This is a genomic window from Dorea sp. D27 (assembly GCF_001185345.1).
Lineage (GTDB): Bacteria > Bacillota > Clostridia > Lachnospirales > Lachnospiraceae > Extibacter.
Window position 1 is genome coordinate 88,022 of the sequence record NZ_KQ236748.1, and the last position, 21,021, is coordinate 109,042.

General features: G+C 44.5%; 35 protein-coding genes. 2 read left to right on the forward strand and 33 right to left on the reverse strand.

The features are described 5' to 3' along the window. Positions 1 to 5 precede the first annotated feature (5 nt). The 17 genes from HMPREF0980_RS17870 to HMPREF0980_RS17950 all read right to left on the reverse strand — a co-directional run bounded on the left by HMPREF0980_RS17870 (position 6) and on the right by HMPREF0980_RS17950 (position 11,109). Entirely contained in the window at positions 6 to 389 is a 384-nt protein-coding gene (locus HMPREF0980_RS17870) for a gp17 family tail completion protein (protein ID WP_049730437.1), read from the reverse strand. Between the two features lie 4 nt (positions 390 to 393). Next, complete coding sequence (locus HMPREF0980_RS17875; RefSeq protein ID WP_049730438.1) at positions 394 to 726, reverse strand: HK97-gp10 family putative phage morphogenesis protein; 333 nt, start codon at positions 724 to 726, stop codon at positions 394 to 396. Then, entirely contained in the window at positions 726 to 1,019 is a 294-nt protein-coding gene (locus HMPREF0980_RS17880) for a hypothetical protein (protein ID WP_049730439.1), read from the reverse strand. Before HMPREF0980_RS17880 ends, HMPREF0980_RS17875 begins: the two co-directional genes overlap by 1 nt. After that, the gene (locus HMPREF0980_RS17885) at positions 1,016 to 1,342 is read right to left on the reverse strand and encodes a phage head-tail connector protein (RefSeq protein WP_049730440.1); all 327 of its coding nucleotides are present in this window, start codon (positions 1,340 to 1,342) and stop codon (positions 1,016 to 1,018) included. Before HMPREF0980_RS17885 ends, HMPREF0980_RS17880 begins: the two co-directional genes overlap by 4 nt. A gap of 15 nt (positions 1,343 to 1,357) precedes the next feature. Beyond that, positions 1,358 to 1,591: a hypothetical protein gene (locus HMPREF0980_RS17890; RefSeq protein ID WP_049730441.1), complete on the reverse strand. Its 234-nt coding sequence runs from the start codon at positions 1,589 to 1,591 to the stop codon at positions 1,358 to 1,360. Positions 1,592 to 1,602: 11 nt separating this feature from the next. After that, positions 1,603 to 2,463, reverse strand: coding sequence for a N4-gp56 family major capsid protein (locus HMPREF0980_RS17895; RefSeq protein WP_049730442.1), 861 nt, complete (start codon positions 2,461 to 2,463; stop codon positions 1,603 to 1,605). A gap of 3 nt (positions 2,464 to 2,466) precedes the next feature. Beyond that, positions 2,467 to 3,150 carry a capsid assembly scaffolding protein Gp46 family protein gene (locus HMPREF0980_RS17900; RefSeq protein WP_049730443.1) on the reverse strand — a complete coding sequence of 228 codons (684 nt, stop codon included), beginning with the start codon at positions 3,148 to 3,150 and terminating at the stop codon, positions 2,467 to 2,469. Positions 3,151 to 3,335: 185 nt separating this feature from the next. After that, complete coding sequence (locus HMPREF0980_RS17905) at positions 3,336 to 3,539, reverse strand: ribosomal-processing cysteine protease Prp (RefSeq protein ID WP_084002950.1); 204 nt, start codon at positions 3,537 to 3,539, stop codon at positions 3,336 to 3,338. 65 nt (positions 3,540 to 3,604) lie between these two features. After that, the gene (locus HMPREF0980_RS17910) at positions 3,605 to 3,787 is read right to left on the reverse strand and encodes a hypothetical protein (protein ID WP_049730444.1); all 183 of its coding nucleotides are present in this window, start codon (positions 3,785 to 3,787) and stop codon (positions 3,605 to 3,607) included. After that, positions 3,787 to 5,367: a minor capsid protein gene (locus HMPREF0980_RS17915; RefSeq protein WP_049730445.1), complete on the reverse strand. Its 1,581-nt coding sequence runs from the start codon at positions 5,365 to 5,367 to the stop codon at positions 3,787 to 3,789. Before HMPREF0980_RS17915 ends, HMPREF0980_RS17910 begins: the two co-directional genes overlap by 1 nt. Then, positions 5,357 to 6,694: a phage portal protein gene (locus tag HMPREF0980_RS17920; RefSeq protein WP_049730446.1), complete on the reverse strand. Its 1,338-nt coding sequence runs from the start codon at positions 6,692 to 6,694 to the stop codon at positions 5,357 to 5,359. The genes HMPREF0980_RS17915 and HMPREF0980_RS17920 overlap by 11 nt, the downstream gene beginning before the upstream one ends. Before the next feature lie 2 nt (positions 6,695 to 6,696). Next, a complete protein-coding gene (locus tag HMPREF0980_RS17925; protein WP_049730447.1) occupies positions 6,697 to 7,980 on the reverse strand; it encodes a PBSX family phage terminase large subunit in 1,284 nt (427 codons plus the stop codon). Continuing rightward, positions 7,977 to 8,426 (reverse strand): terminase small subunit, encoded by a 450-nt coding sequence (locus HMPREF0980_RS17930; RefSeq protein WP_049730448.1) that lies wholly within the window; start codon positions 8,424 to 8,426, stop codon positions 7,977 to 7,979. Before HMPREF0980_RS17930 ends, HMPREF0980_RS17925 begins: the two co-directional genes overlap by 4 nt. Before the next feature lie 68 nt (positions 8,427 to 8,494). Then, complete coding sequence (locus tag HMPREF0980_RS17935; RefSeq protein WP_049730449.1) at positions 8,495 to 9,205, reverse strand: hypothetical protein; 711 nt, start codon at positions 9,203 to 9,205, stop codon at positions 8,495 to 8,497. 2 nt (positions 9,206 to 9,207) lie between these two features. Continuing rightward, on the reverse strand, positions 9,208 to 10,143 hold the full coding sequence (locus HMPREF0980_RS17940) for a hypothetical protein (RefSeq protein ID WP_049730450.1): 936 nt from the start codon (positions 10,141 to 10,143) through the stop codon (positions 9,208 to 9,210). 239 nt (positions 10,144 to 10,382) lie between these two features. Further along, positions 10,383 to 10,880 (reverse strand): hypothetical protein, encoded by a 498-nt coding sequence (locus tag HMPREF0980_RS17945; RefSeq protein ID WP_242847441.1) that lies wholly within the window; start codon positions 10,878 to 10,880, stop codon positions 10,383 to 10,385. After that, positions 10,858 to 11,109, reverse strand: coding sequence for a hypothetical protein (locus HMPREF0980_RS17950; protein WP_049730451.1), 252 nt, complete (start codon positions 11,107 to 11,109; stop codon positions 10,858 to 10,860). Before HMPREF0980_RS17950 ends, HMPREF0980_RS17945 begins: the two co-directional genes overlap by 23 nt. Positions 11,110 to 11,250: 141 nt before the next feature. Here HMPREF0980_RS17950 and HMPREF0980_RS17955 point away from each other — a divergent pair, with 141 nt between their 5' ends. Then, positions 11,251 to 11,577, forward strand: a complete 327-nt coding sequence (locus HMPREF0980_RS17955; RefSeq protein WP_084002952.1) for a sporulation initiation factor Spo0A C-terminal domain-containing protein — start codon at positions 11,251 to 11,253, stop codon at positions 11,575 to 11,577. Between the two features lie 40 nt (positions 11,578 to 11,617). Here HMPREF0980_RS17955 and HMPREF0980_RS17960 read toward each other — a convergent pair whose 3' ends face one another. The 10 genes from HMPREF0980_RS17960 to HMPREF0980_RS19675 all read right to left on the reverse strand — a co-directional run bounded on the left by HMPREF0980_RS17960 (position 11,618) and on the right by HMPREF0980_RS19675 (position 16,902). Beyond that, positions 11,618 to 13,306 (reverse strand): DNA cytosine methyltransferase, encoded by a 1,689-nt coding sequence (locus HMPREF0980_RS17960; RefSeq protein WP_330375948.1) that lies wholly within the window; start codon positions 13,304 to 13,306, stop codon positions 11,618 to 11,620. A 90-nt stretch (positions 13,307 to 13,396) separates the two neighbouring features. Then, positions 13,397 to 14,269: a phosphoadenosine phosphosulfate reductase family protein gene (locus tag HMPREF0980_RS17965; RefSeq protein WP_242847442.1), complete on the reverse strand. Its 873-nt coding sequence runs from the start codon at positions 14,267 to 14,269 to the stop codon at positions 13,397 to 13,399. A gap of 82 nt (positions 14,270 to 14,351) precedes the next feature. Further along, a complete protein-coding gene (locus HMPREF0980_RS17970; protein WP_049730454.1) occupies positions 14,352 to 14,555 on the reverse strand; it encodes a hypothetical protein in 204 nt (67 codons plus the stop codon). A gap of 32 nt (positions 14,556 to 14,587) precedes the next feature. Next, positions 14,588 to 14,785, reverse strand: a complete 198-nt coding sequence (locus HMPREF0980_RS17975; RefSeq protein WP_242847443.1) for a hypothetical protein — start codon at positions 14,783 to 14,785, stop codon at positions 14,588 to 14,590. Positions 14,786 to 14,798: 13 nt separating this feature from the next. Beyond that, entirely contained in the window at positions 14,799 to 15,218 is a 420-nt protein-coding gene (locus HMPREF0980_RS17980) for a YopX family protein (RefSeq protein ID WP_049730455.1), read from the reverse strand. Next, on the reverse strand, positions 15,205 to 15,441 hold the full coding sequence (locus HMPREF0980_RS17985) for a hypothetical protein (RefSeq protein WP_049730456.1): 237 nt from the start codon (positions 15,439 to 15,441) through the stop codon (positions 15,205 to 15,207). The genes HMPREF0980_RS17980 and HMPREF0980_RS17985 overlap by 14 nt, the downstream gene beginning before the upstream one ends. Positions 15,442 to 15,474: 33 nt before the next feature. Beyond that, positions 15,475 to 15,885 (reverse strand): DUF551 domain-containing protein, encoded by a 411-nt coding sequence (locus HMPREF0980_RS17990; RefSeq protein WP_049730457.1) that lies wholly within the window; start codon positions 15,883 to 15,885, stop codon positions 15,475 to 15,477. Positions 15,886 to 15,910: 25 nt separating this feature from the next. Continuing rightward, positions 15,911 to 16,078, reverse strand: a complete 168-nt coding sequence (locus HMPREF0980_RS19215) for a hypothetical protein (protein ID WP_198146328.1) — start codon at positions 16,076 to 16,078, stop codon at positions 15,911 to 15,913. Positions 16,079 to 16,099: 21 nt separating this feature from the next. Next, a complete protein-coding gene (locus HMPREF0980_RS19050) occupies positions 16,100 to 16,258 on the reverse strand; it encodes a hypothetical protein (protein ID WP_157039380.1) in 159 nt (52 codons plus the stop codon). 23 nt (positions 16,259 to 16,281) lie between these two features. Beyond that, a complete protein-coding gene (locus HMPREF0980_RS19675) occupies positions 16,282 to 16,902 on the reverse strand; it encodes a pentapeptide repeat-containing protein (protein ID WP_442855440.1) in 621 nt (206 codons plus the stop codon). On the opposite strand from HMPREF0980_RS19675, the gene HMPREF0980_RS20055 reads away from it, so the two are divergent. Next, entirely contained in the window at positions 16,844 to 17,386 is a 543-nt protein-coding gene (locus tag HMPREF0980_RS20055; protein WP_442855441.1) for a hypothetical protein, read from the forward strand. The two genes, HMPREF0980_RS19675 and HMPREF0980_RS20055, sit on opposite strands and share 59 nt — an antisense overlap. Here HMPREF0980_RS20055 and HMPREF0980_RS18000 read toward each other — a convergent pair. The 6 genes from HMPREF0980_RS18000 to HMPREF0980_RS18025 form a co-directional block, all read right to left on the reverse strand. Next, entirely contained in the window at positions 17,325 to 18,029 is a 705-nt protein-coding gene (locus tag HMPREF0980_RS18000) for a hypothetical protein (RefSeq protein ID WP_147629860.1), read from the reverse strand. The genes HMPREF0980_RS20055 and HMPREF0980_RS18000 overlap by 62 nt on opposite strands. 4 nt (positions 18,030 to 18,033) lie before the next feature. Then, positions 18,034 to 18,405, reverse strand: a complete 372-nt coding sequence (locus HMPREF0980_RS18005) for a hypothetical protein (protein WP_049730460.1) — start codon at positions 18,403 to 18,405, stop codon at positions 18,034 to 18,036. Positions 18,406 to 18,505: 100 nt separating this feature from the next. Continuing rightward, complete coding sequence (locus HMPREF0980_RS18010; RefSeq protein ID WP_242847444.1) at positions 18,506 to 18,748, reverse strand: phosphoenolpyruvate carboxykinase; 243 nt, start codon at positions 18,746 to 18,748, stop codon at positions 18,506 to 18,508. A 61-nt stretch (positions 18,749 to 18,809) separates the two neighbouring features. Then, positions 18,810 to 19,385 (reverse strand): hypothetical protein, encoded by a 576-nt coding sequence (locus HMPREF0980_RS18015; protein WP_049730462.1) that lies wholly within the window; start codon positions 19,383 to 19,385, stop codon positions 18,810 to 18,812. Positions 19,386 to 19,394: 9 nt separating this feature from the next. Next, complete coding sequence (locus tag HMPREF0980_RS18020) at positions 19,395 to 20,072, reverse strand: hypothetical protein (RefSeq protein WP_049730463.1); 678 nt, start codon at positions 20,070 to 20,072, stop codon at positions 19,395 to 19,397. Then, entirely contained in the window at positions 20,072 to 20,989 is a 918-nt protein-coding gene (locus tag HMPREF0980_RS18025) for a DUF1351 domain-containing protein (RefSeq protein ID WP_049730464.1), read from the reverse strand. Before HMPREF0980_RS18025 ends, HMPREF0980_RS18020 begins: the two co-directional genes overlap by 1 nt. Positions 20,990 to 21,021 lie beyond the last annotated feature (32 nt).

Here is a 21,021-nt window from a genome sequence, read left to right on the forward strand (position 1 = left end):
CTGACTTAATAAAATTTAAACTCCACTTCAAGAATACCGTGAAGGAGAGGTTCTTTTGTCGTGTTATCCGGCAGTATCCGCTGGCTTACGTTCTTCAGCAGCCAGGTGAAATTATCCGTGTCCCTCATCCTGCGGCAAATGTTCTTGATGCCGAGCAGCATTTCCGACACCGTCCCCCGGTTCTTCGGCGTATTGCTCCAGACATGGATGGTCTGGTATACGTTCCCGAATACGGCTGACTTGTTGGCCACATCCGTCTGCTGGCTGTCGGCCAGATAGACGAAGGGGTATGGCGTACCCTCTGGCGGTAAAAATCCGTCATATACGTCATACCCCTCTGCCTTGATTCTTATTAAGAGTTCCGTAAAAAGCTCCTGCTGTGGGTCCATCTCATCACCTCGCAAGTTTTCCCATGTCGCTCTTGAACTGCTCTTTCTGCTCCCAGAATGCGGGTCCCACATAGGGCTGCGCTGCCATGAACCGCGTACCGAACTCCGGATACGGTGCATATTCTGCCACCGGCGCCACTGTAGCAGTCCGTCCTCCATCTGATATCTCCATGCCGATGCTTCTTTTCAATGTACCGGTATCTACCGGCGCATTCCTCTGAGCCTTTGCCTGCAGCTCTGCACCGTTCTGGTGCACTATGCGTCTGACAGAGCTTAAATCGGCATTCCTTTTCAGCGCTGCCCGCAGCTCGCCTGCACCTGTAATCTTAACTCCCATCACTGCACCTCACTTGCTACAAATGTTTTTCCGCCTCTGCTGAAGTCCACCTTGTATGTCCTGCTGCCTATCCGGATACGGTCGAACGATTCCGTATAGGGCCTTTGCAGTCGGATTGTGAGGATTCCCTGCCTCAATTCTCCATACAGGAGATGCAAGGTTTCCACTCCTGAATCTGTCACGTTAGCCCATTTCTGTGCCTCATGGACGGCATCCGCTTCGTAATTGCCGGTATCCGGATCATACGCTCCGGCTTCTATCTTCTGGAAGAAGACAGGCGTGTCATACCTCATAGGAATCTCAGCCTCCCCTTCGTTGCATCCTTCTGGCTGTCAAGGAATGCCTGTATCTCTTCCCTGAACCCCGAAAAGTCGTCATCGCTGAAGCTGATGCTCTCCCCCTCGACTCCCTGGCTCTTCATGCCCTCGGAGCCGATTCGGTTGAACCGGATGATGGACACGTCGATGACGATGTAATCCATCTCATCAGGCGGTTCGATTCCGCCAAGGAGGAGCTTCAGCCTCTTTTGGGTAGACGAAATAATCCAGTTCAGCTTCTCATCCAGCTCTGCATCTTCCTGGTCGAGTCCTAGGAGCATCTTCAATTTCTCAAGCATCTCGACACCTCCCTATCATTCCGCAGCTTTCTTCCTGGTCCTCTTCGGTTTCTCTTCCGGTACAGCCTCTTCCCCTTTGTCTTCATCCACTAGCTCAATCAGCGGGACTCCCTGCCTGTTGGAAGGCCCGGCAAGCTCTGCCAGGCGCTCTTCTGTGACCTCAATCCCTTCCCGAGGGAACGTATTCCCCACGTCGTAAGGGTGCTCGTCATCTTGTAGATCCGTAAAAAATCTAATTACCTTATACATACGCTTCCTCCTTAAGCTCCTGTTGGCTTTGTGATTTTGATACATTTGGTTTCATCCACAAGGGCTACAACATAATGCTGGTCCGCATTGAACTTTGTCAGCTTATGGTCAATATCCCTCTCTTTCTCGGCAAGCACGCTGCGTTTCAGGAAAGTCTTTAATGCTCCGGTCTTCACCGCAAGCCCTTCTCCTTCTAAAATCTTTTTAGAGCGGACAATCTCCCACCCAAGCAGTTCGCCAAATGCTCCGGAAATCAGGATGTTATCTCCCAGGTCACTTGCCTTTGTCCAATCAGAACCTGCCGCCTTTCTGAGCTTTGCAGTATCCTTATAGGACAGGAACAGAACACCCACAGTTCCGGCATCTTCTTCCTCGATGGCGTCCGGAGCGTCCTCAAAGGTTGCTTCTAGCTGGTCAATCAAGTCAATATCAATGGCATGTGCCACGGAAAGCGTTGTTTCCTTTGCCGCCGCAACAATATCATTGTCCACCTTGGACGCAATAGCCATCCTTACCTGTTTCTGAGCTTCCCCTACCGGGTCGCCATAACCGCTTAGTACCGCCTCATCCGTCAGCTTCACACCCTTCCCGGCTTTCTTGATGGTATACTTATCGCTGGTGGTCTCAAGCATGGTGTAATCAATGGCAGCCCCTTCTGCCACATCCTGCGCGTCTCCAATGTACTTAAACTTTGGAATGGTTACTGTAGAACCTGGTGTTCCTTCCAGCGTAGTGTCAACCGGTGCAATACCACTGAACTTGATTGCTTTCGGAAGCTGTGCACTGATCATCTGTGCCATTACTTCCGGGTCAATCATCTGTGCCAGCTGTGTAAGCTCGTCTGCAAACAGCTGTAAATTAAATTTTCTCATGTCTTATTCCTCCATAAGTTTCTTATATTTCTCTGGTTCCTTCTGCTTAAATGCCAATACCTCTTTATATGGCATTTTCACAAGGTCATCCTTGGTTATCTCCTTTTTCGAGCCACCAGTGACAACCTTCGGCGTCCTGCCTGTGTTCCGTGCCTTTTCCGCCGCAAGCACGATAGTGTCCTTAATCTTTACGAATTTCTCAATATTCTCTTTGGTCTCTTCGGCATCCTTTCCGACAACGAAGTCAAGCACCTCTTCCGATACATCAATATCCGAAGCTTTCAACAGTTTAGAAGCGGTCTTTGACAGTTCCATCCTGGCAACCTTACGCTCCAGCTCTGCCATCTTATTTTCCTTCTGCTTTTCTTCATAAGCCTTGCGTTCTTCTGTTGTCATATCCTCCAGCTTCTGAGCCTCTGACTTATGCTTTTCTTTTTCACGCTGTTCTTTTAGAGCCTTTTCGACCTCTTTTGCTACGATTGCCCCAAGCTCTGCTTTTGTGTAGAGCCTGCCCTTTTTCTTTTTCTCTGTTTCCGGGTCCTGTTCTGGGTCGTCCTCGGGTTCATCTTCCGGATCTTCTTCCGGGTCCTCCTCTGGATCTTCGGGATTCTCAGCAAAGAGCTGCAGGTTATACCCTGCCTTTCCAAAAATCTCCTGTACTCCGTAATGATTATTTCTGTGTTTCATGTTCAAATACCTCCGTTTGATTTTTATTCGGCCTACCGTTTTGTGCCCGTCGGCATAACCGGATGTTCTTTATGGCGTCTGCAGCCGTAAAAAGACAAATGCTACACTATCCGGACATAATCCGGATACTCATCGGCAACCATGCAGATACCGATGAAAAAGGAATCCACCAGAGTCCGCGACCTCTACGATAGATTCCCATATTCTATATCAACCTTTCCAGGTGATATGCTGTATTGAATTTTGTCCTCTGCTAAACCCTCTATGGATTTGATTAGTGTTTGTGTCAATGCCGTTACGCCTGCACACACAATGTCCTGTCCGGTCGGAGCATATCCTGCATGGCCGGAGACCGTTATCCCGTCCTTTCGGACGCTTACTTCAATCAATCCTCTCACTCCTCCTTCTGAAAATATGCATAAGAAAACCACCGGCCATGATTGACTGGTGGTCGCTATTCAACAAAATCTGTTAATGGTTTTTTTATACGAAGAGCCTTTCTTATATCCTTGACATATTCGTCATACTCATCAGCACCATATTCAAATTCCATATGTCCAAATGGAAAAACGCCAAATAGGGCATAATATTCTTTATTTAGTTCATCTAACTCAGGTGTAGTTTCTCCATGCCACATTATTTCATCATCCTTTCCAACGTTTTTATCACTTCATTATATGAATCCGGGAATATGTCTTTCATCATAACCAGAACATTTGAGTTATTTTCATACAGAGCTCTTCCAATTTGAGAAAACGCTTCTGACTCAATCGCCCCAGACTTTTCCCAGTATTTTGAAGTATGTCCATATCCCATATTTAAGGCATCTCCCGTCATGCCGCTAAGAATATCGGAAACTGCTCTATACTCTTTCTTTAAGATTAGTGTATCATCGTAATGTATAAATGCATTCTTATATTTAGAGTATAACATTTCTTCAATTCTTTTTCCATATCCCCTTGCTTGGCTTTCTAACCGTCTGAAATCAGATTGGATGCTTTTATTCAGCAGGCCGCTTTTTGTAAGCTTGTAAGTATTATTAATTTCATGAAACAATTCATGGGCCAATGTAGAAGAGTCTGCACTCTTCGACAAATATACCGTTCCTTCTTTTGAAGAAAACTTAGAATGCCTACCTTGTGCCCTCTTTATTTTTACTCTGTCTAAGGATTGCGTTAACAGGATTCTGACATCCCTATTATCAACAAATGACAGATTTCTAATAAATTCTTTCTTCTGTTTATTTAATCCCATAATCTTATCAGATAGCGACCTTGCTATATCTGATTCTTCTGGTCCTTTATCTCTTAACCACTTTTCAAACTCTTCCCGGTCCATGTAAGCCGCCGTACTGCATCTGCAATTCGGGTGAATAGGCGGTGCATTTGTTCCTGGCATCATATCAGCTATGTTAATAGGTTTTCCGTTGTCCATGTCGGCGCAATCCTTACAAGCTGTCCCTAATGCGATAAAAACATACTGGTCGTATCCGTTCCGCGCATAAGACTGCTTCTGTGCCTCCGTCTGCACTCTTGCCAGCTCCGTCCTCATCAGACGCTCTGCATCACTTTTTCGTACATCAAACAGCTTCTGCAGATGCGTGGCAAGCTGCCTGGGATTCCGCCCCTGTATGAGCCCCGTCTGTAGCAGCTTGGAAAGCTCTGCCTTCATCATGCCTTGGTACATCCAGATGCGGTCTGAATAGCTTGCATTGCTAAAGGAAGCATTCACAATCGCGTGTGCAGCCAGCGCATTGTTATGGATTGTCTCCCCAAGTATGCCTGCCTGGTGCTCGAATTCAGACAAGGTGCGCTCTGTCAGTATCTCTTCAAAATATTTCTGAATCCTATCGAAACCGTCCACCAGCTCCAGGCCGATATTGGCCTTCAGCAGCTCCAGCCGGTTAATCTTCATAGTGGCGTTGTAGAGCCGCATCTCGTCATTAGCCTCTTTTGAAAAGTTCTTCTCCTTCACGTACCTGGCAGCCTTACGCCCATAGGCCTCGATATCCAGATTGGATACCTTCCTCTTCGACTCCGCCAGCGTGATTCCTTCTGCCTTGGCATATTTGGTATAGAAGCCGTTGATTTCCTTCTGAATCTGGTCCAGCATGTAATCATAGTAACCATTGATGGCCTTTATGTACTCAGCCTCGGTCTTTAGATTCCTGATAAGGTTCTCTTCTTCCCTTTTCCTCCAGTATTCCCTACTGTCCATCCGCACCCACTCCAAACATCTGCCTGTCTATCTTGATTTCCCTAGCCTCTTCCTCTTTTTTCAGTTTCTCGATCTCATCCCCCACGTTATCGATAATGCTGAGCACGCTGAGCTGTGTTTCTTGAGAGGCTATTCCTTCAAGCGCCTGAGCTGTCTGAGCCTCTTCCAGAATATTCTTGGGGATATTCCTGGTCGGCTTATATTTGATATCCTTCCAGGCCTCTGAATTGGAAACATTCGTAGAAAGACTGCAGAATAATTTATACCGTTTATTCATGCTCTTTATCATCTTCCGGTCCATCGTAAGGGCCAGGTTGCTCATTGCCTGTAATTTATAAGCCAGTGCCGTACCGGAAGAGTTCCCATAGCTCTCATCTGATATATTTGACACCATGCTAATCTGATAGATGAGCGTTTCCAATCTATCAAGCAAATTTTCCTGAGAACCGTCCGCGGTGGGTTTGGCTAAAAACTGCACTAAGATTTCTTTCGCATTATTTGTACCATACAGATTTATGATTCTGTCATCACGGATACGGTACACATCTTCATCATCCAGTTCTGCTCCAAGCACTGCAAGATAAGCCTCTGCAAATGCATCCACATCATTTGCCTTCTCACCAATCGCTTTATTGTACGACTCGACAAGCCCCGAAACTTCTTCGAATATCCCGATACGCTCCTGGTTCATTGCATACTCCACGATTGGCAGCATGCCGTATGGGTTTTCTTTTCCCTCGGACAAGGTAGTTCCCGTAAATTCATAAAGCTCCGCCCGGGTAAGCAAATCCCCAAACCTTGTAACGCCATCTTCCTTATACCCGTACCTAACAGCAAATAAAGCCTTCCCCTTCACAGTGTCATCGTAGACTATAAACGCTTCTTTGGGATTGCAGGCTGCCAGCCTTGTGTGCGTCTCTTCATCCTGGTAGAGGTATTCATAAGCGTGCCCGTAAATACATGCTTTTTTCGCAAGCTCAAACTCATGGTCTGTAACATTGTTGTTCCGGTCAAATTCAGTAATTGCCTCATTGACAGTATCATCCTCGTGACTGCGTTTGATGGGTACGCCATAGGCATATCCTAGGAATGTATCTGTGATATATCTTGGGAAATTGACCGCCAGCCGGTTATCCGGTTTCCACTCTGGTTTCTCTGGCAAATGGAAGATATCATGGAAGCCCCGATATAAGTTTTCCAGATACTCATATCTCGGAAAACGTTCCTCATGCAATGCGACGTACTTATTTATCAGCTCCATATCTATCACTACATCAGCATCACATAACAGCGGCTTCGGCAGCTTATATGGTCTCTTTGAATGCATCTCTATATTCCTCCTTTAAATGTTTTCAGTTTCACTTTTCCTTTCCTCCATCCCTCTACCCCATATCTGAGGGCCGCCATCGCATCATCCTGGAACGGCACCGGCTCGTCAAGGTATTCTCCGGTCCGTTCATCCTTCTTCCATTTCCACTGCTGCAACTCCTTGATGGTATTTGTGCATGAAGGGTGGACGTATATCATCCGCTTGATTGCCTTGTCTTTTGAGACAATCCCTTTCAGCCAGTCAATCTGAGCAGCCTGGTACTTCTTCTCGTCGGTCTTTTCCTTGACCACTGGCATTGCCATGAAGCCGGCTGTCCTCCATGTCTTAATCCTGTCAGGCTCTGCGGAATCGCACCACATAATCCGCTTCGTAGGGATTGCCGCCTTGATTGCCAGAGGGATAATCTCTGCCGTCTCTTTCTCAAACACATAGATTTCCTGCAGCACATAAATGTTCCCATCCTTCATTCCAAGTAAGAGAATTGCATTTGCATGGTTAAAGCCGAAATCCTGCCCGATGGAGATATCATCATAATCATCCAGATTCTGTGAGATTTCCTCTACCCGCCAGTTATGGAGAATCAGCCCTCCAATCTCTCCCCATTCCCCCAGGCCATAGATGCGGTATCCATCCGGATCCACTTCCTTACGCCTTTCCATACGGGCGTGGTAGGCGGCATCGATAAAACGGTTCATCAGGTAAGTGCTGTGGTGAGTCAGCACGTTAGAGTCTGGGACATCAAAAAAGACCTTCTTAATCCAGTGGCTGCTGCTTACCGGATTGAAGGTCATCCTTATCTGGTAGAACTGTCCGGTCGGGAGCTCGCCCCTTAGCCGGTCGTCTATAATCTCAAAGTCCCCCTGCGTGATTTCTGTAGACTCCTCAATCCACACATCTGTCAGCTTCCCCCGTTGGAATGTGATGGACTTCAGCTTCTCCCGCTGCTTTTCATCATTTACCCCGCGGAAGATTATCTGGTTCCCATTGGCCCTGCAGGTGAGCTGTAATGGGCTCTGCTTGATGTTCCAGTATCGGTCTGCCTTATCCCCGAACATCCGGTAGGCTGCCCCTGTAAGCTCTGCATAGGTGCTGTCCCGGTTTGTGATGTCTGACTTGCGGATGCAGACCAGGTTCCTGCCCTTATCCTGCATCAGGCGGAGCAGATAGTTCTGAGCGGTATCGGTACTCTTGCCGGAACCGGCAGAGCCTTTCATTACGATATATCTCTTCTGGCTCCTGTCCGCCTCCATGAAGCAGGGATTCGCCTTTACCAAGATGTTCATTCTGTATCATCTCCACCATAATCGATGCTGATGTTAAGCTCCATGTCCGCATCAAGCTCTAGTTTGTCCTTGAAGAGAGAATATCTTTTTCCAAGAAGCTCAGCTGCCTTTAGCCTATCTTTTTCCGACGGTGCTTTTTTTATCGCCCTGGCTTCACTGCATCCTTCCCCAATTCCTTCTACAACAATCTCTTCTGCCTGGCTCTCTCCGCGTAGTACTGAAGAAAGATATTCCATTACCTCCTGGGCATCCGCGGTTCTTTTACTATGCATTTCTTCCAGGCAACCATCAATATACTTTTTAACCTCAGCATTTCTAAGCAATCTCCCTCCATTGGTAGCTGCCACGGTGTCCTTCTTCACACACGGGTAAGCGGCTTTGTAAGCCCGTGTGGCATTCAAGTCTACTAAATATTCATCTGCAAATATCTTTTGTTTTGTTGTCATCCAGGCTCACCTCCATCCTGTTTTATCGCATAAAAATACCCCGAGGCCCGAAGGCTCCGGAGTCATCATTATTTTTTATCATATTGATTCTTTATATAGTCTATAATGGTTTGTTTATCCTTTACATTTGATTCTTTGACAAATAACAGCAATTTATCTATCACCTCTTCCGATGGACAATGATAATTTTCAATCAATGTAGAAAAAATAAAATCTATCTTTACTTCATTTACTGTGTCATGCAATGTTTTTTTTATATTTTCAATTCGTGAATATATATTTTTAACCTTGTATAATTCAACGCAATTCTTTACAAGTGCAACCGTATAGAAAATAATAAATGATAAGTGATAGGTTTCTACTATCATGGCCACATAGAAAACATAGATATTCACTATAGGCTGATTGCTTTTTAATAAGAACAGTAACAATAATAACATCAAGCACTGAATTCCAATATTCTGTGCCAAAAAACTATAACTAGATAAAATATGTTCTATTTTTTCCTCGCCATTTATTCGGTTAATAAGCTTTGTTTCCTCTTTTGTAAACAAACTAACAATAATGGCAATTCCACTTAGTGAAAAACCAAGCAATCCTAATAACGCACCCTCCAAGCAAATTATGACGTCGTAAATAACTTTTTCATAAACAGAAAACATCTCATATATATGGATATATAGAAACATAGCAAAAAATAACACTGTAACGACGATTGAGACTCTAACTTCCCACTCCATTATATTAACTAGGTCACCTTTCCTGCTTCTACCGCCCATAATTATTCCTCATTATCAAAAGATCTCGCATTTATTTGTCTTATTACATCTTCACAAGCTTTAACAAACTCTGACATTCTATGAATTTTCCTCTTTATTGGTGCCTTATCTTCTGTGCTTTTTGTAACACCATCTCTTCCAGTAGCCTCAACTTTTACATACCCCTTACTAGTTGCATTCCTCGCATCTACGTCTCGTTGTAAATTATCCGCTTCATCCAGTTGCTCCCTCACGATATATGAATCAATGTTTAACCCTAGTTTACTCGCAGATGTAAGTAAAATACTCTTTGTAGATAGATTTGCGTTCTCAAATTGTTCCAGCCTATCTTTTCCGTTATCTTGTATAGATTTAAGTGTTTGTTTGTCTGGATTAATTGGTCTGAATGTAAAACTTAATTTTTGGATTGCTTTAATTTCCTTTAATTCTCTATATAATTCTTTAATGTCTATACCATTCGTATATCGATCTACTATAAAACGATAATCCAATTCTGCCTTATCCATTGATAGATTTATCATTATACCAAAAATCTCAAGGAATTTTTTATGTCCAAATCGAATACTAGTGTTATATCCCACCATTTCATTAAATATATCAAAATAAAATTCTATTGCATCTGTATTAGTAATACCTTTCGTTTCTAACTCCCTTGTTATAGGATTTTTTTCTTTATATAAGAGTCTAAATTTTTTATCTAATCTTCCTCTTATAAAAGTATCCGTTTTTTCTTTAACATATACACTATATTCTATCACATTGGTATGTTGCTCTCCATCATCGCCTATATATGAGTTTTCCTCTTGGTATTGCAATCCGTCTTTAAAATTTATCAGAAGATTTGAAAGTATTTCTCTCATTTGTATCTCACCTGAATAAACTTTGTAAACATGTTCAGATATTAAATTAACTTTTCCAAAATATAGCATTATGCTCATACTTTATCCTCCACACACTTCACCTTACACTCAAACCATCACATCTGATTCCATAATATACCAAATTCTGACAATTATCAACAAATGTATGTGCAATTTATGTGTATGGATTATACAATTATATTAGAACATGTGTTTGCTTTCGTCAAGCAACGAAAAGAAGCCCCGCACCAAGCAGGACTCCCTTTCAGGTTTATGTGTGTGTATCGCGAGAGGAAAAAGTGTTTCAGCCACTTCCTTCAGTCTAAACTATACCCCTTTTCTTCGGGACATTGGGGGACATTTTCAAAAAATCTTTGGATTCTTTTCTTTACATTCTCATCCGTATAGGCTATGTTCCTTCTCGGGAACATAGAGTTCATCTTTTCAGCCACTTTCGGATAGGTCAAGTCGTCTATGAAATATAGCCGGAACATTATCCTAAGCTCGCTTTTTCCAATCTGCTCTATGTATTCCTCCGCCTGGACCGTAAGTTCCAGAAGCTCCAGCTCCAATCTCTCCAGCCGGGCGATTCTCCTGGTAAGGAGCCGGTTCTTCTGAGTGATTAATGCCGTAGGCCTTCCCTGAATCTTCACCATGCGGAGCGGCTTCTTTCCCTTCTTGCCACATGAGACGGCGTCCGTAACTACCATGCTGTTCAGCCTGTCCAGCTCCTTCCTGCCTTTATCTATCCTACTTCTTAAGTCTTTTATTTCCTCTTTCATATCTGCACATTCAATCAGAATATTCTTGTCCAATCCTATCCACTCCCCTGCCTCTCATATATTCTGTAACGCTCTTATGCTCCAGCTGCCTCCCCTGGCTCCTGATAAGCTGCCGGGCCTGGAGGGACAGAGGGCTGACCTGGTAGGCCGGCCGCTCGAACCTCTCCTTGGCCTCCCGTCCGGGGTTCCGTTCCTCCATATCGGAAAGGCGGGCCTGCTCATCCAAGGCGCATGCTTTCCTGGTCCTTCTACATTTTCTCATTGTTTCATCTCCTTTGTCGTAACATTTCTGTTTTAATCTTTTATTGTCGATTGTTGTCTCTTTTTAACCTGTTCGCACCCGCCTATCTTCTTTTTGCAACGTATTGTTTACAATCAGATTGTAAGGTCACAAGGAGGCATCATGCAAAAGATAAGGATACTGTTACTGAAGCTTGGGATACGCTCCAACCTGAAGGGATTCCACTTCCTCCTCTACGCGCTGCAGCTCTGCCTGGCAAGCGAGGACTATCTGCTCTCCGTCCATAAGACGCTGTATGTGGATGTCGCAAGACATTTCGGCACGTCCAGGGACAACGTCGCGCACTGCATGCGTACGGCAATCTCAAGCTGCTGGAACAAGGGCAACCGCAAGCTCCTGCATCAGCTTGCCGGATACGAGCTTGCTCAGAGGCCGGCGAATGGCGAGTTCATCGACATCCTCTACAACTACCTACGCCAGGAAGGTTAGCCCGCTTATGCGGGCTTCTTCCCTTTAAATCGCGGTTTAATTACGCAAATCTTAGCTGTTCCTGGCTGTCATCTATCCTCATATTTGGCATCCTCTTGCCTATACACAACTCTGGCAGGTTTGCCCTTATCAGTGCCGCCGGTATGGGTGGACATACTGCATTGCCGCACCTTTTAACTTGCTCAGTCCGGGGGTAGCTTTTTCCGTCGCAATCATAATCTATTATGTAATCATCCGGGAATCCCTGACACCCGTATAGTTCCCGTGGTTCCAGCATCCGAAGCCCAATATCCACAATCTGATATTCTACCCCTTGTATCGTAACAAGCCCAAATCGGTCACGTGTTGGTATGGTATCAAGCGGTTTCCTCACATCCTGTCCTATACCCTGCCCGTAATACTTTACGAGAAAGGCTCTTACCTCTCCAAAATGCCCCGCAGATGTTGTAATGGTGTGTAGCGGTTCCCTTTCGTCCTGACCGGTTGCGGTCCCGTAGAATTTGCTTAAAAATGATGTCACAAGCCCGTATCTGTTTGAACTATCCACCGTCATAATTGGGTCCGTAATTTCCTGTCCTCTGACTTCTCCTGCCGCTGTCTCGGAATGATACTGTATCATGTAAGACTCACACAGATAATGCTTTCCGCTACTTACAATAGTCGGAAGAGGTTCTTCGATATCATGTATGCGTGGTTCCTGCCCTTTTCTCTCCCCATAGCCGATAGGCACAATATAAGGTTCTACAATCCCAAATCCATGCTTGGATGTGATTACTCTCAATGGGTCCTTCATGCTGTTGCAGTAATCCGACTTTGCCCCGCTGTGGTTGACTTGCACTATAAAAGGCTCCGCATTATCAATCACAAACTTTTTTAGCCCTCTTGCAATCCGCTCCATAGTTTTCGGTGCCAATGGACGCACCGCTCGGATTCCATATTTTTTCTTGATTTCTTCTGCTGTGTCAAAAATGGATGGACAGGGACGGCTGAAATCTATCTGGGTATAAGCTCCCACGTAAGGCTTTAACAATCCCGCCTTAACTGCCTCACTGTCTGCCGGCCCGTGCGTCGGCTCTGGCCAGACAATCGGCCTCCCGTCACATCGGGCAATCATGAAGAATCTTTTTCGCATGGTTGGTGCTCCATAGTCTGCGGCAACCAGCTCCTTTGCATCAATTTCATAACCAAGTCTTTCGAGCTGTCTTCTCCACCGCTTATATGTTTGTCCCTTTCTTCCAGGGTCCGGCTCAAAAATCTGTAGACCAACCCCTACCACTTCCCCAGGTGCTGCCACCCTTGTTTTCCCATCCGGCAAGCTTACAAGCACTCTGCCTGTCTCCTTGTCCCGTTTTGGTTTGCATGGTCCCCAAGTCTGGAATTCTTCTACATTTTCCAGCATTATCACCCTTGGCCTTACCAGTGCCGCCCATTTCAGTACAATCCACGCAAGGCCTCTGATTTTCTTTTCTACAGGCTTTCCGCCTTTAGCTTTGCTGAAATGTTTACAATCCGGCGAAAACCAAGCAAGCCCTACCGGATGACCATTACATGCCTTTACCGGGTCCACATCCCATACACTTTCACAATAATGCCTTGTGTTTGGATGGTTCGCCTTGTGCATCTTTATCGCTTCAGGGTCATGGTTGATTGCAATATCCACGCTGTACCCTGTTGCCATTTCTATTCCGGTAGAAGCACCGCCGCCACCGGCAAAATTATCTACTATCAATTCTCCATTAATCATTTTTTTGAAAGGAAGCCGTGTACACTTGCCCTGCAGGAGCTTCCGCCTCCTTCCTTTTATTTCCTAAATGCCCGTTTAATTAAGTAAGATATTCCTTGCAGCATCTACCGTCATGTCGCCACCTTCATGCGGTTTATGTTCATAATAATCCCCATAATACAATGTGTTTTCGGAAAGGTCCGCATGGAAACTTTGCTGCCCTTCCACCTCTAGGGCTTTGTACTTCTCCCGTACCCCATATATGTACCATTCCATTACATCGTATTTGGTTTTCCATCTGTCAAAATCCCGACCTTCTAACATCCTTTCAAAAGCCCAGAGATAAGCTCTTTCAAAATTTATCCAGCGCTCAAACTCCCTCTTGATTTTTCTCCACGATGTGAGAGGACATCCAACACATCCTATACGGTCGAATCCTTCGTCGTATAGCACCGGATATGGCAAATGATTGTCGAGAATCACCTTCCACACCTGTTCTTCTGTCCATTTAATGATTGGATGATACAATGTCACACCACGGAATGCTAAACATGTCTCTATTTTGTGCCTTTCGCTCCTCTTTTTGCTTTCTGCATTCCTCACGCCCGTAACCGTAATTACATTTTTAGGACATGTATTGCGCTCCTTAAATTCCTGGCAGCAATATCGGCACACCCTTGTAGGCGGGAACCCTTTCTCAACAATCATCTTAAACATCGTTGTTCGGTTCCGTTCCTCAATCACGTCTGGATAATATGTGTGTATGAATTTCAGTAATTCTGGTGGGTCAACACTTGTGCGACTGAATCTACATTCATATTCAACACCGGCCTGGTCAAAAAGCCATTTTGCAACTATGCTGTCTTTTCCTCCGGAAAATCTAAGGCAAAGCTTTCCTTTTACTCGCGACATCCTTCTTATATCTTTTATTGCACCGGCTACATAATCTCCATATACCGGCAACTCCATCTGTCTTATCATTTTGCAAAAGGAGCCGAGATATCTCTGCGCCGGCCGGCCGCTCCGTCTCCTTTCTCTTGTCTAATAAAGGTTAATTGATTTTAATAACAAACGAGCTTGAATTTGTATTTATCATTTTTCCATTCAAAAGTGAATCAATTCTAACTTTTCTAGCGTCCTTATCCTCTTCAACAGTCCAAATAAAATCAAGTAGCCATATCAATCTTTCATTCGAACAAGGCGCAAACATCTCTTCCGGTTCTTCCCTTCTTTTCTCATATAGTGTTACTTTCATATATGCATTTTCCTTTCTCATTAAATGTCAGGTTAAAGAGATTCTATGATAGCTCTATACTTTTTTGAATCATATAGATATACAAACTTCCCCATGTAATCTTCTTCTGCCAACACTACAACAATATTTCCGCCACTAGCTGTTATGGTATTTACATTTTCATGTTCAACTTTTAAATTCCAGCTACCATTATTCTCTTCTTCATATATTTTACAGTTCAAATTCTCCATGTCCATTTCCTCCTTAAATGTCAGTTTCCTTACTAAGCCAATCTGGATTTTCAAAAACATTCCCTATTACCTTTGCATAATTTTCCAATGGCCCTAAAGGCATCTGAGGATATCCTACAGCTTCTACATAAAAGCCTACATTGTCCATATAACAGCCGTCCGCCGGACAATATGCCTCATATGTACCGTACTTTACCAACATTAAAACGTCTAGTATCTTCTCACCCTGGTGGCTTTCGATGAAGTCCCCTTCAAAGACTTCCCGACCAGATATATCATACCTACCTGTTGACCGCTGTAAAATATGCGTATCGCAGTTGAGCGGGTAAGGGCATCCGTGCTGCAGCGTCATAAGACAACCATTAATCCCTATCCAGCTATTATCCCGTTCCCACTCATTCTTGTTTTTGCACCATAACCTATACCCTTCCATTTATCCCCTTTCCGGCTAATGATTCTATTTCGTCATAATTAATTCCAAGATACTCAACTTCGTCATCTTCCATTGCTAATTGGATTCTACCACTACCAGCATCATGCAAAATCCCATAATACTCATTCCCAGATTTCGTTCTAACTCCGATATATTCTCCTTCGAGGATGTTTTCACCATAAGGCGTTCTAATAGCATAAAGTATTATTTGTCTGTAATTCATGTCGATTCTGACCTCCTAAACGTCAGGTTAATACTATGTAGCTGGCATAAGTCCCATCTGTGCTACATCGTTATCTGCATATTTTAATGTCTGTGACATGTATGGCTCCGGCCTCGGCATCCAGGCGATGACCAAGTCATCCATTTCCGCGGGCCCTTGATTATACCAATGACCGCGACAGAATGAGTAATACCGGATGTCAGTTATTTCGCCCAGTTTTACAGTCACGGGATACACATATGCATCCTCTGTAATTGAATTCACGCAATCATCCGGCAGTCGCTCTGATACCGGAATCCATGATTTGTATTTCTTTTCCTTTAACGCTGCAATAGCAGCATCTACTGTGTCAATTCTAACTCTCTTCAATTGCCTTACATCTTCCGAATCTCGAATTTCCATTTTCATGCAGGCAAGATTGTCAATTGCTCTTTGTATCTCCATAGATACCCCTTTCGCTAATTCTTAATTATCTGTATGTGACAAGACTATCAATCCGGTACGGAACAAAACCGCCACTATAATACATCTGCCTAACAGTATTTTTATCTGGTTTTCCAAAAACAAAGTTGCCTTTTTGATTATCAGGAAATAACCCCCTGAATCTTGCCAGTAGATACAGTAACTCAAATTTCATTCTGACCTTCTCCTTTAAATGCTAATATAGAGTTATTTCCTCTTTATCGTCATCAATGCTAAAATCCTCCATCTCACAAGTTCCGTTATATGTACCGCCACCGTCCTGATATTGCAATTTGATATCATAATTTTCTACTTTGTTTTTCTTTGCCGTTTCATACAGTTCTTTCACTGTCATACTGCCACCTCCTAAATCCTAATTTACTCTACTTTCCCTAAAATCTGTGCCCGGCTTGTCCTTATCTTCCCATCTGTCCCGAATGGTACGACTACACCAGCCAGCCATTCAAATTTTATGAGCAACTTATATATCGTGCCGCCATGAGTATTTCTGACCCACTGATATGGTGCTACGTTGATTCCGCATCCACATTGACATGTTCTGTCGGGATTGCAGATTTCAGTTATTACCTCGCCCTCTTCAATCTTCCACCTGCCCGGTGCAGGATACTGCGAATTGAACGTCTTGAAAACTATGTACCCTTCGTCCGTACGCTCGAAGTTTGCTTCGAGATAGTTGATGGCATCAAGTATTCCTTCGGCATCGCTCAGGTCGGCATCGCTCAGGTTGGCACGTCTCAGGTCGGCATCGCTCAGGTCGGCACCGCTCAGGTTGGCATCGCTCAGGTTGGCACGTCTCAGGTCGGCATCGCTCAGGTCGGCACCGCTCAGGTTGGCATCGCTCAGGTTGGCACGTCTCAGGTCGGCACCGCTCAGGTCGGCACCGCTCAGGTCGGCATCGCTCAGGTTGGCATCGCTCAGGTTGGCATCGCTCAGGTCGGCATCGCTCAGGTCGGCACGTCTCAGGTCGGCACTAAGCAGATATTCAACCGCCTTATCCTTACCTTTGCTAAGCGCCTCCCGGAACTTAGAAGACTCAAAAGGTTCTGCATGCCCTACCTTTTCAAAATATTCCGGCCTGACACAATGCGTTCCGTGTCCGCCGCGCTGGTGTTGTAATACTTTCACCTGGATGTTTTCACGAGGGTCTATATCTACAACAATTCCTTTTGTCATCGCTGAATTTGTTATCGCATATTGTCCATCTGATTCCTTTGTCCCTCTGATTATATCGCCTATCTCAAACATTTATTTTTCCTCCTATTTTCCGTGTTTAATCCTCTTCCTTTTATTCTTACCGCCCGCGAAGATGAAGGCGTTCATGTTCCCCGGCTTGAACCCGCCGGATATCTTCTGCTTGCCACCGTTATGGCTGTGCTTGTTTAGCTCGTACATATGTCCTCCTATTCCGCCAGACTACGCTCAAGGCAGTCCATGTCGTAGCTGCGCTCTGAAAAGTTGCTAAAACCTGTTGCTCTTGCTTTTTCTTGTACAACTGCTTTGCTTACCCTACGGTTACTTTCCCATGTCCTTACAGCTGCCTTCCAATTTTTCATTTTGTTTTTGCCAACCATCCAGCCTTTTGCCTCGTAAAAATCGACGAAGGCTTGAGGGTCAACGTGATTGTTGCGCTCAATGCAGTATGCTCTGACTGTTTCAACATCAGGCGGTGTAAAACGCACAGTATTATTTATTTCTTTTCTTCCCTTCTTACTATTCTTTCCTTCTTCTATTGTTGGGAATAGTTTGGGAATAGCTTGGGCGTTGCTTGGTGTCTGATTGGGCGTTGCTTGGGATATGTCTTGGTACATGTCGTAGTTTGCGACGGTATATACGGTAAACTTGTTTGTGCTTTGCTTGGTAAGTTCGCCTGTGCCTTGAAGGTGCTTAATTGCCGTCCGAACCTCGTCAACCGTAAGTCCGGTTTCCTCTGATAACTTTCCTATCGAAGAAACAAGCGAGCCGCGCGGCACCGTTGTACCTTTAAACTTCCCGTCTTTCCAGTTTGCCCGTAGAAGCATATGGACAAACAGTCTGCATGTATTTATGTCCTGATACCATTCCCAATCAAGAAGGGAACGGCTTATTTTTATGTAATTGCCATTCACCGCCTCACCGCCAATCTATTCCGCAGTTCTCTAATGTCTTTATAGCTGTATCAACAATTTCTTGGCTCTCTTTTATCCGGCTCTTTTCCTGTCTTACCCAACGGACGAGCATGTCAGCCTCTTCCTCCTTGTTCATGTCGGCGATAAAATATCCCTTGCCACGCTGTAGATTTATAATAGGTATCTTAGTCCTGGCATCGTGCAGGCAATCACGCATCACACGATCGGTAAGCCCTGTCCTTTGCACGAGTTCCGAACGCTTTACGGCATTCTGATATCCCGTTGGTATGTAATCTAAGATGTCAAAGCCCTTCTGTTTTTCCACTTCAGACAGATAGTCTAGAAGCTCTACCTGACCTGGTATCTGTTCGTCCATGCCCCTCCTTCCTCCCCGGCCGGAGCCGGGGGTAGTGTCGTGATACACTGCTGTTGTTGTCCTGCGTAAAGCAAGATTTAAGTTAATGAGTTACATATAGTCAAGGCTCTTCTGCCTCGCTAGCTGAAAAATAAAATTCTTCCAAAAACTGTTCTTCTGTCCCGTAGTGTTCTATGTAATAAGCCTTGCACCTCCTTTTAAGCTCTCCGTCTATTCCGTCTGCTTCTTTCGTCCGGCCGGCGCCGTTCGGATGCATCTGCGGCTTTAATGGTGCTATGAACCCTAATCTTTCAGATAGAGCCTTCTCTTTCTTACCGTGATGGAAGATATGATGACGTTCCACGCCATACACGCCTGTATACATTCAGCAGTCCATATCGTCTGTAAAGATTGACCACAATGTTTTAGCCAATGTTCACACCGTACCTTCCCTTTAACAGCCTCTTTTCATCCGGTGTCATAATTCTGCTCTCAGAAATGTCAGCGTCTAAACAGTCATTAATAACTCCGTTTATTAAACATGCCATTTCCTGCGTGTTATAATCACTGGAGCCTCGCAGCAGATAATAGGTGCGATAATCTTTACCATCCTTAAGCTGTGTTACCTGTGTTGTGGGCTTAATGTGGTAGCTTTCTTCCTCAAGAGCATTATTCCACGTCTCATCTGTATCAAGTACAAGAGAACGTATTAACTGGCCACCTAGAATTGCAAACTGTCCATATCTTCTAAGTGCTTCATTATGGGCTCGGTTCTTTGATATTCCTTTTTCATTCGCATACATAGTAAGTAACGTCCAATAATACGCGTTTGCATCGAGAGATCTCTTCCTTTTGTGTCTTTTAATACTTATATCCAGCTTTTCGTAATCCTTAAGCTTCTGAAAGGCTTCTCTTGCGTCTTCATTTAGAATCAGTACAGCTTTCTGCTTTTTTTCCATCAAATCAGCCATTAAGCTATCAAAACGTCCTGTAAAATTCATCTTTTCCACCTACTTAAACGGAACTTCTTCGTTGATATCTTCAGGTACTTCGACAGACTCATAATCAGGTATCTTCTTCAGCAGTGACATGGCGTCATTAAATTGCGATACTGTCATATTTTCCAGATTCTTCGGGCTATACCTGAAAAGAATTGACATTTCATTTTTTCCAGTTCTTTCTATTTCTTTTCTTAGCTCAACCAACTGTCTTGAATCAATTTTCGGCTCAGTATTTGCTTCACTCTTTGCATCATATTTGGTGGTATCCGCCTGAAAATACACATCAGCTCCAATACCAAGCTGTTTACATGCCACGGATAATGCATCAGTAGTCGCCATCTTATAGCATTCATCTGAAACGAATAAACCGCTCTTTTCGTCAGTCACAAACTTGCTGCCACCACTTCCGAATATCGGCATAGACCACACACCTTTTATTTTTATGTAAAGTTCTATATCCACGAAAGCGGCTATTTCTTTTCCAGCCTGTTCTAAACGCTTGTCAACAGTCTTGTAGTACCATCCCATCCCACACGGGCCAAATTCCTCCGTCAGCTTCTTGATACGCCACATCGGATTGATATCCGTCATACCCTTTAGGCGGCCGCCCTTGATAGTTTTCTTTGCTTCATCGGGAACTGCCCGTACTTTATTGTACAATTCAAGGTTCGGGTTGCTTTCCGACATTACACATCCTTCCTTTCAAAGTACACGCCCAGGCTTGTCAATGCCATTTCTATGGCCTGCTGCTCTTCAGGTGTCGCAACAACGGTATAGACTATTGTCTGCGAATCTCTTGAAGATAGGGGCGCGGCTTCTGCCTTATCAACCGATTTAATATCATCTGCTGTGGATTTCTTCGCCTCGTTGCGAATCCTCTCCTCTGCGGCGATACGTTCACGCTCTTCCCGGCGAACCCTTTCTCGTTCAACATCAATCTCACGTTCTCGCCTTTCTGCGTCCTCTTCTTCCTTCTTCTTGAGTATTTCAGCCTTCCTGTTTTCATAATCAGCTATTAGCTTCATGGCACTTGCGAGGTTCCTCGTCTCCATGTATAGGCTCAGCGCATCATCTACCTTGTCCGAGCTCATTGCAGATATCGCATTGACATCCGAACTCGTCGTTACGGATATATCAGTTAGGTCCTGCCGGATAGATTTCATCGTCGCCGTGGTATTTGTCCACTTTGGGTTAAATATTGTTTCCAACGGTATGTAGTCGTATAAGCTCTCCGGGACAATCTCGTTATAGGCCGCTTCGATTTCTGACTTCTTCTCCCGTACCCGTCTTTCTTCAAATTCCTTGACCTGTCCGTCTATGTAGCTTATCGGACGGTCAATCATACCCTGCAGCTCAATAACCTTCTGCTCGAACTGCTTGTAAGGAATCATGTAAGCGTCCCTGACTGCTATCTTCCTATCGTGTACCGACTTCTTCAACTTCCGCAGTTCCGCAAGGTCGGATTTCGCTTCTTTTTTTGACTCTTCAGTAAATACCTTGCCTGCATACTCGTCCATCTTCATGGATAGCTGCTTCTTCAATGCATCAAAGTTCACGTCAATCTCGCCTGGATGTTGCGAGGTTTCAAATTTCAACACGCTCATTTTCCAAATCCTCCATATATTCAAATAGGTTA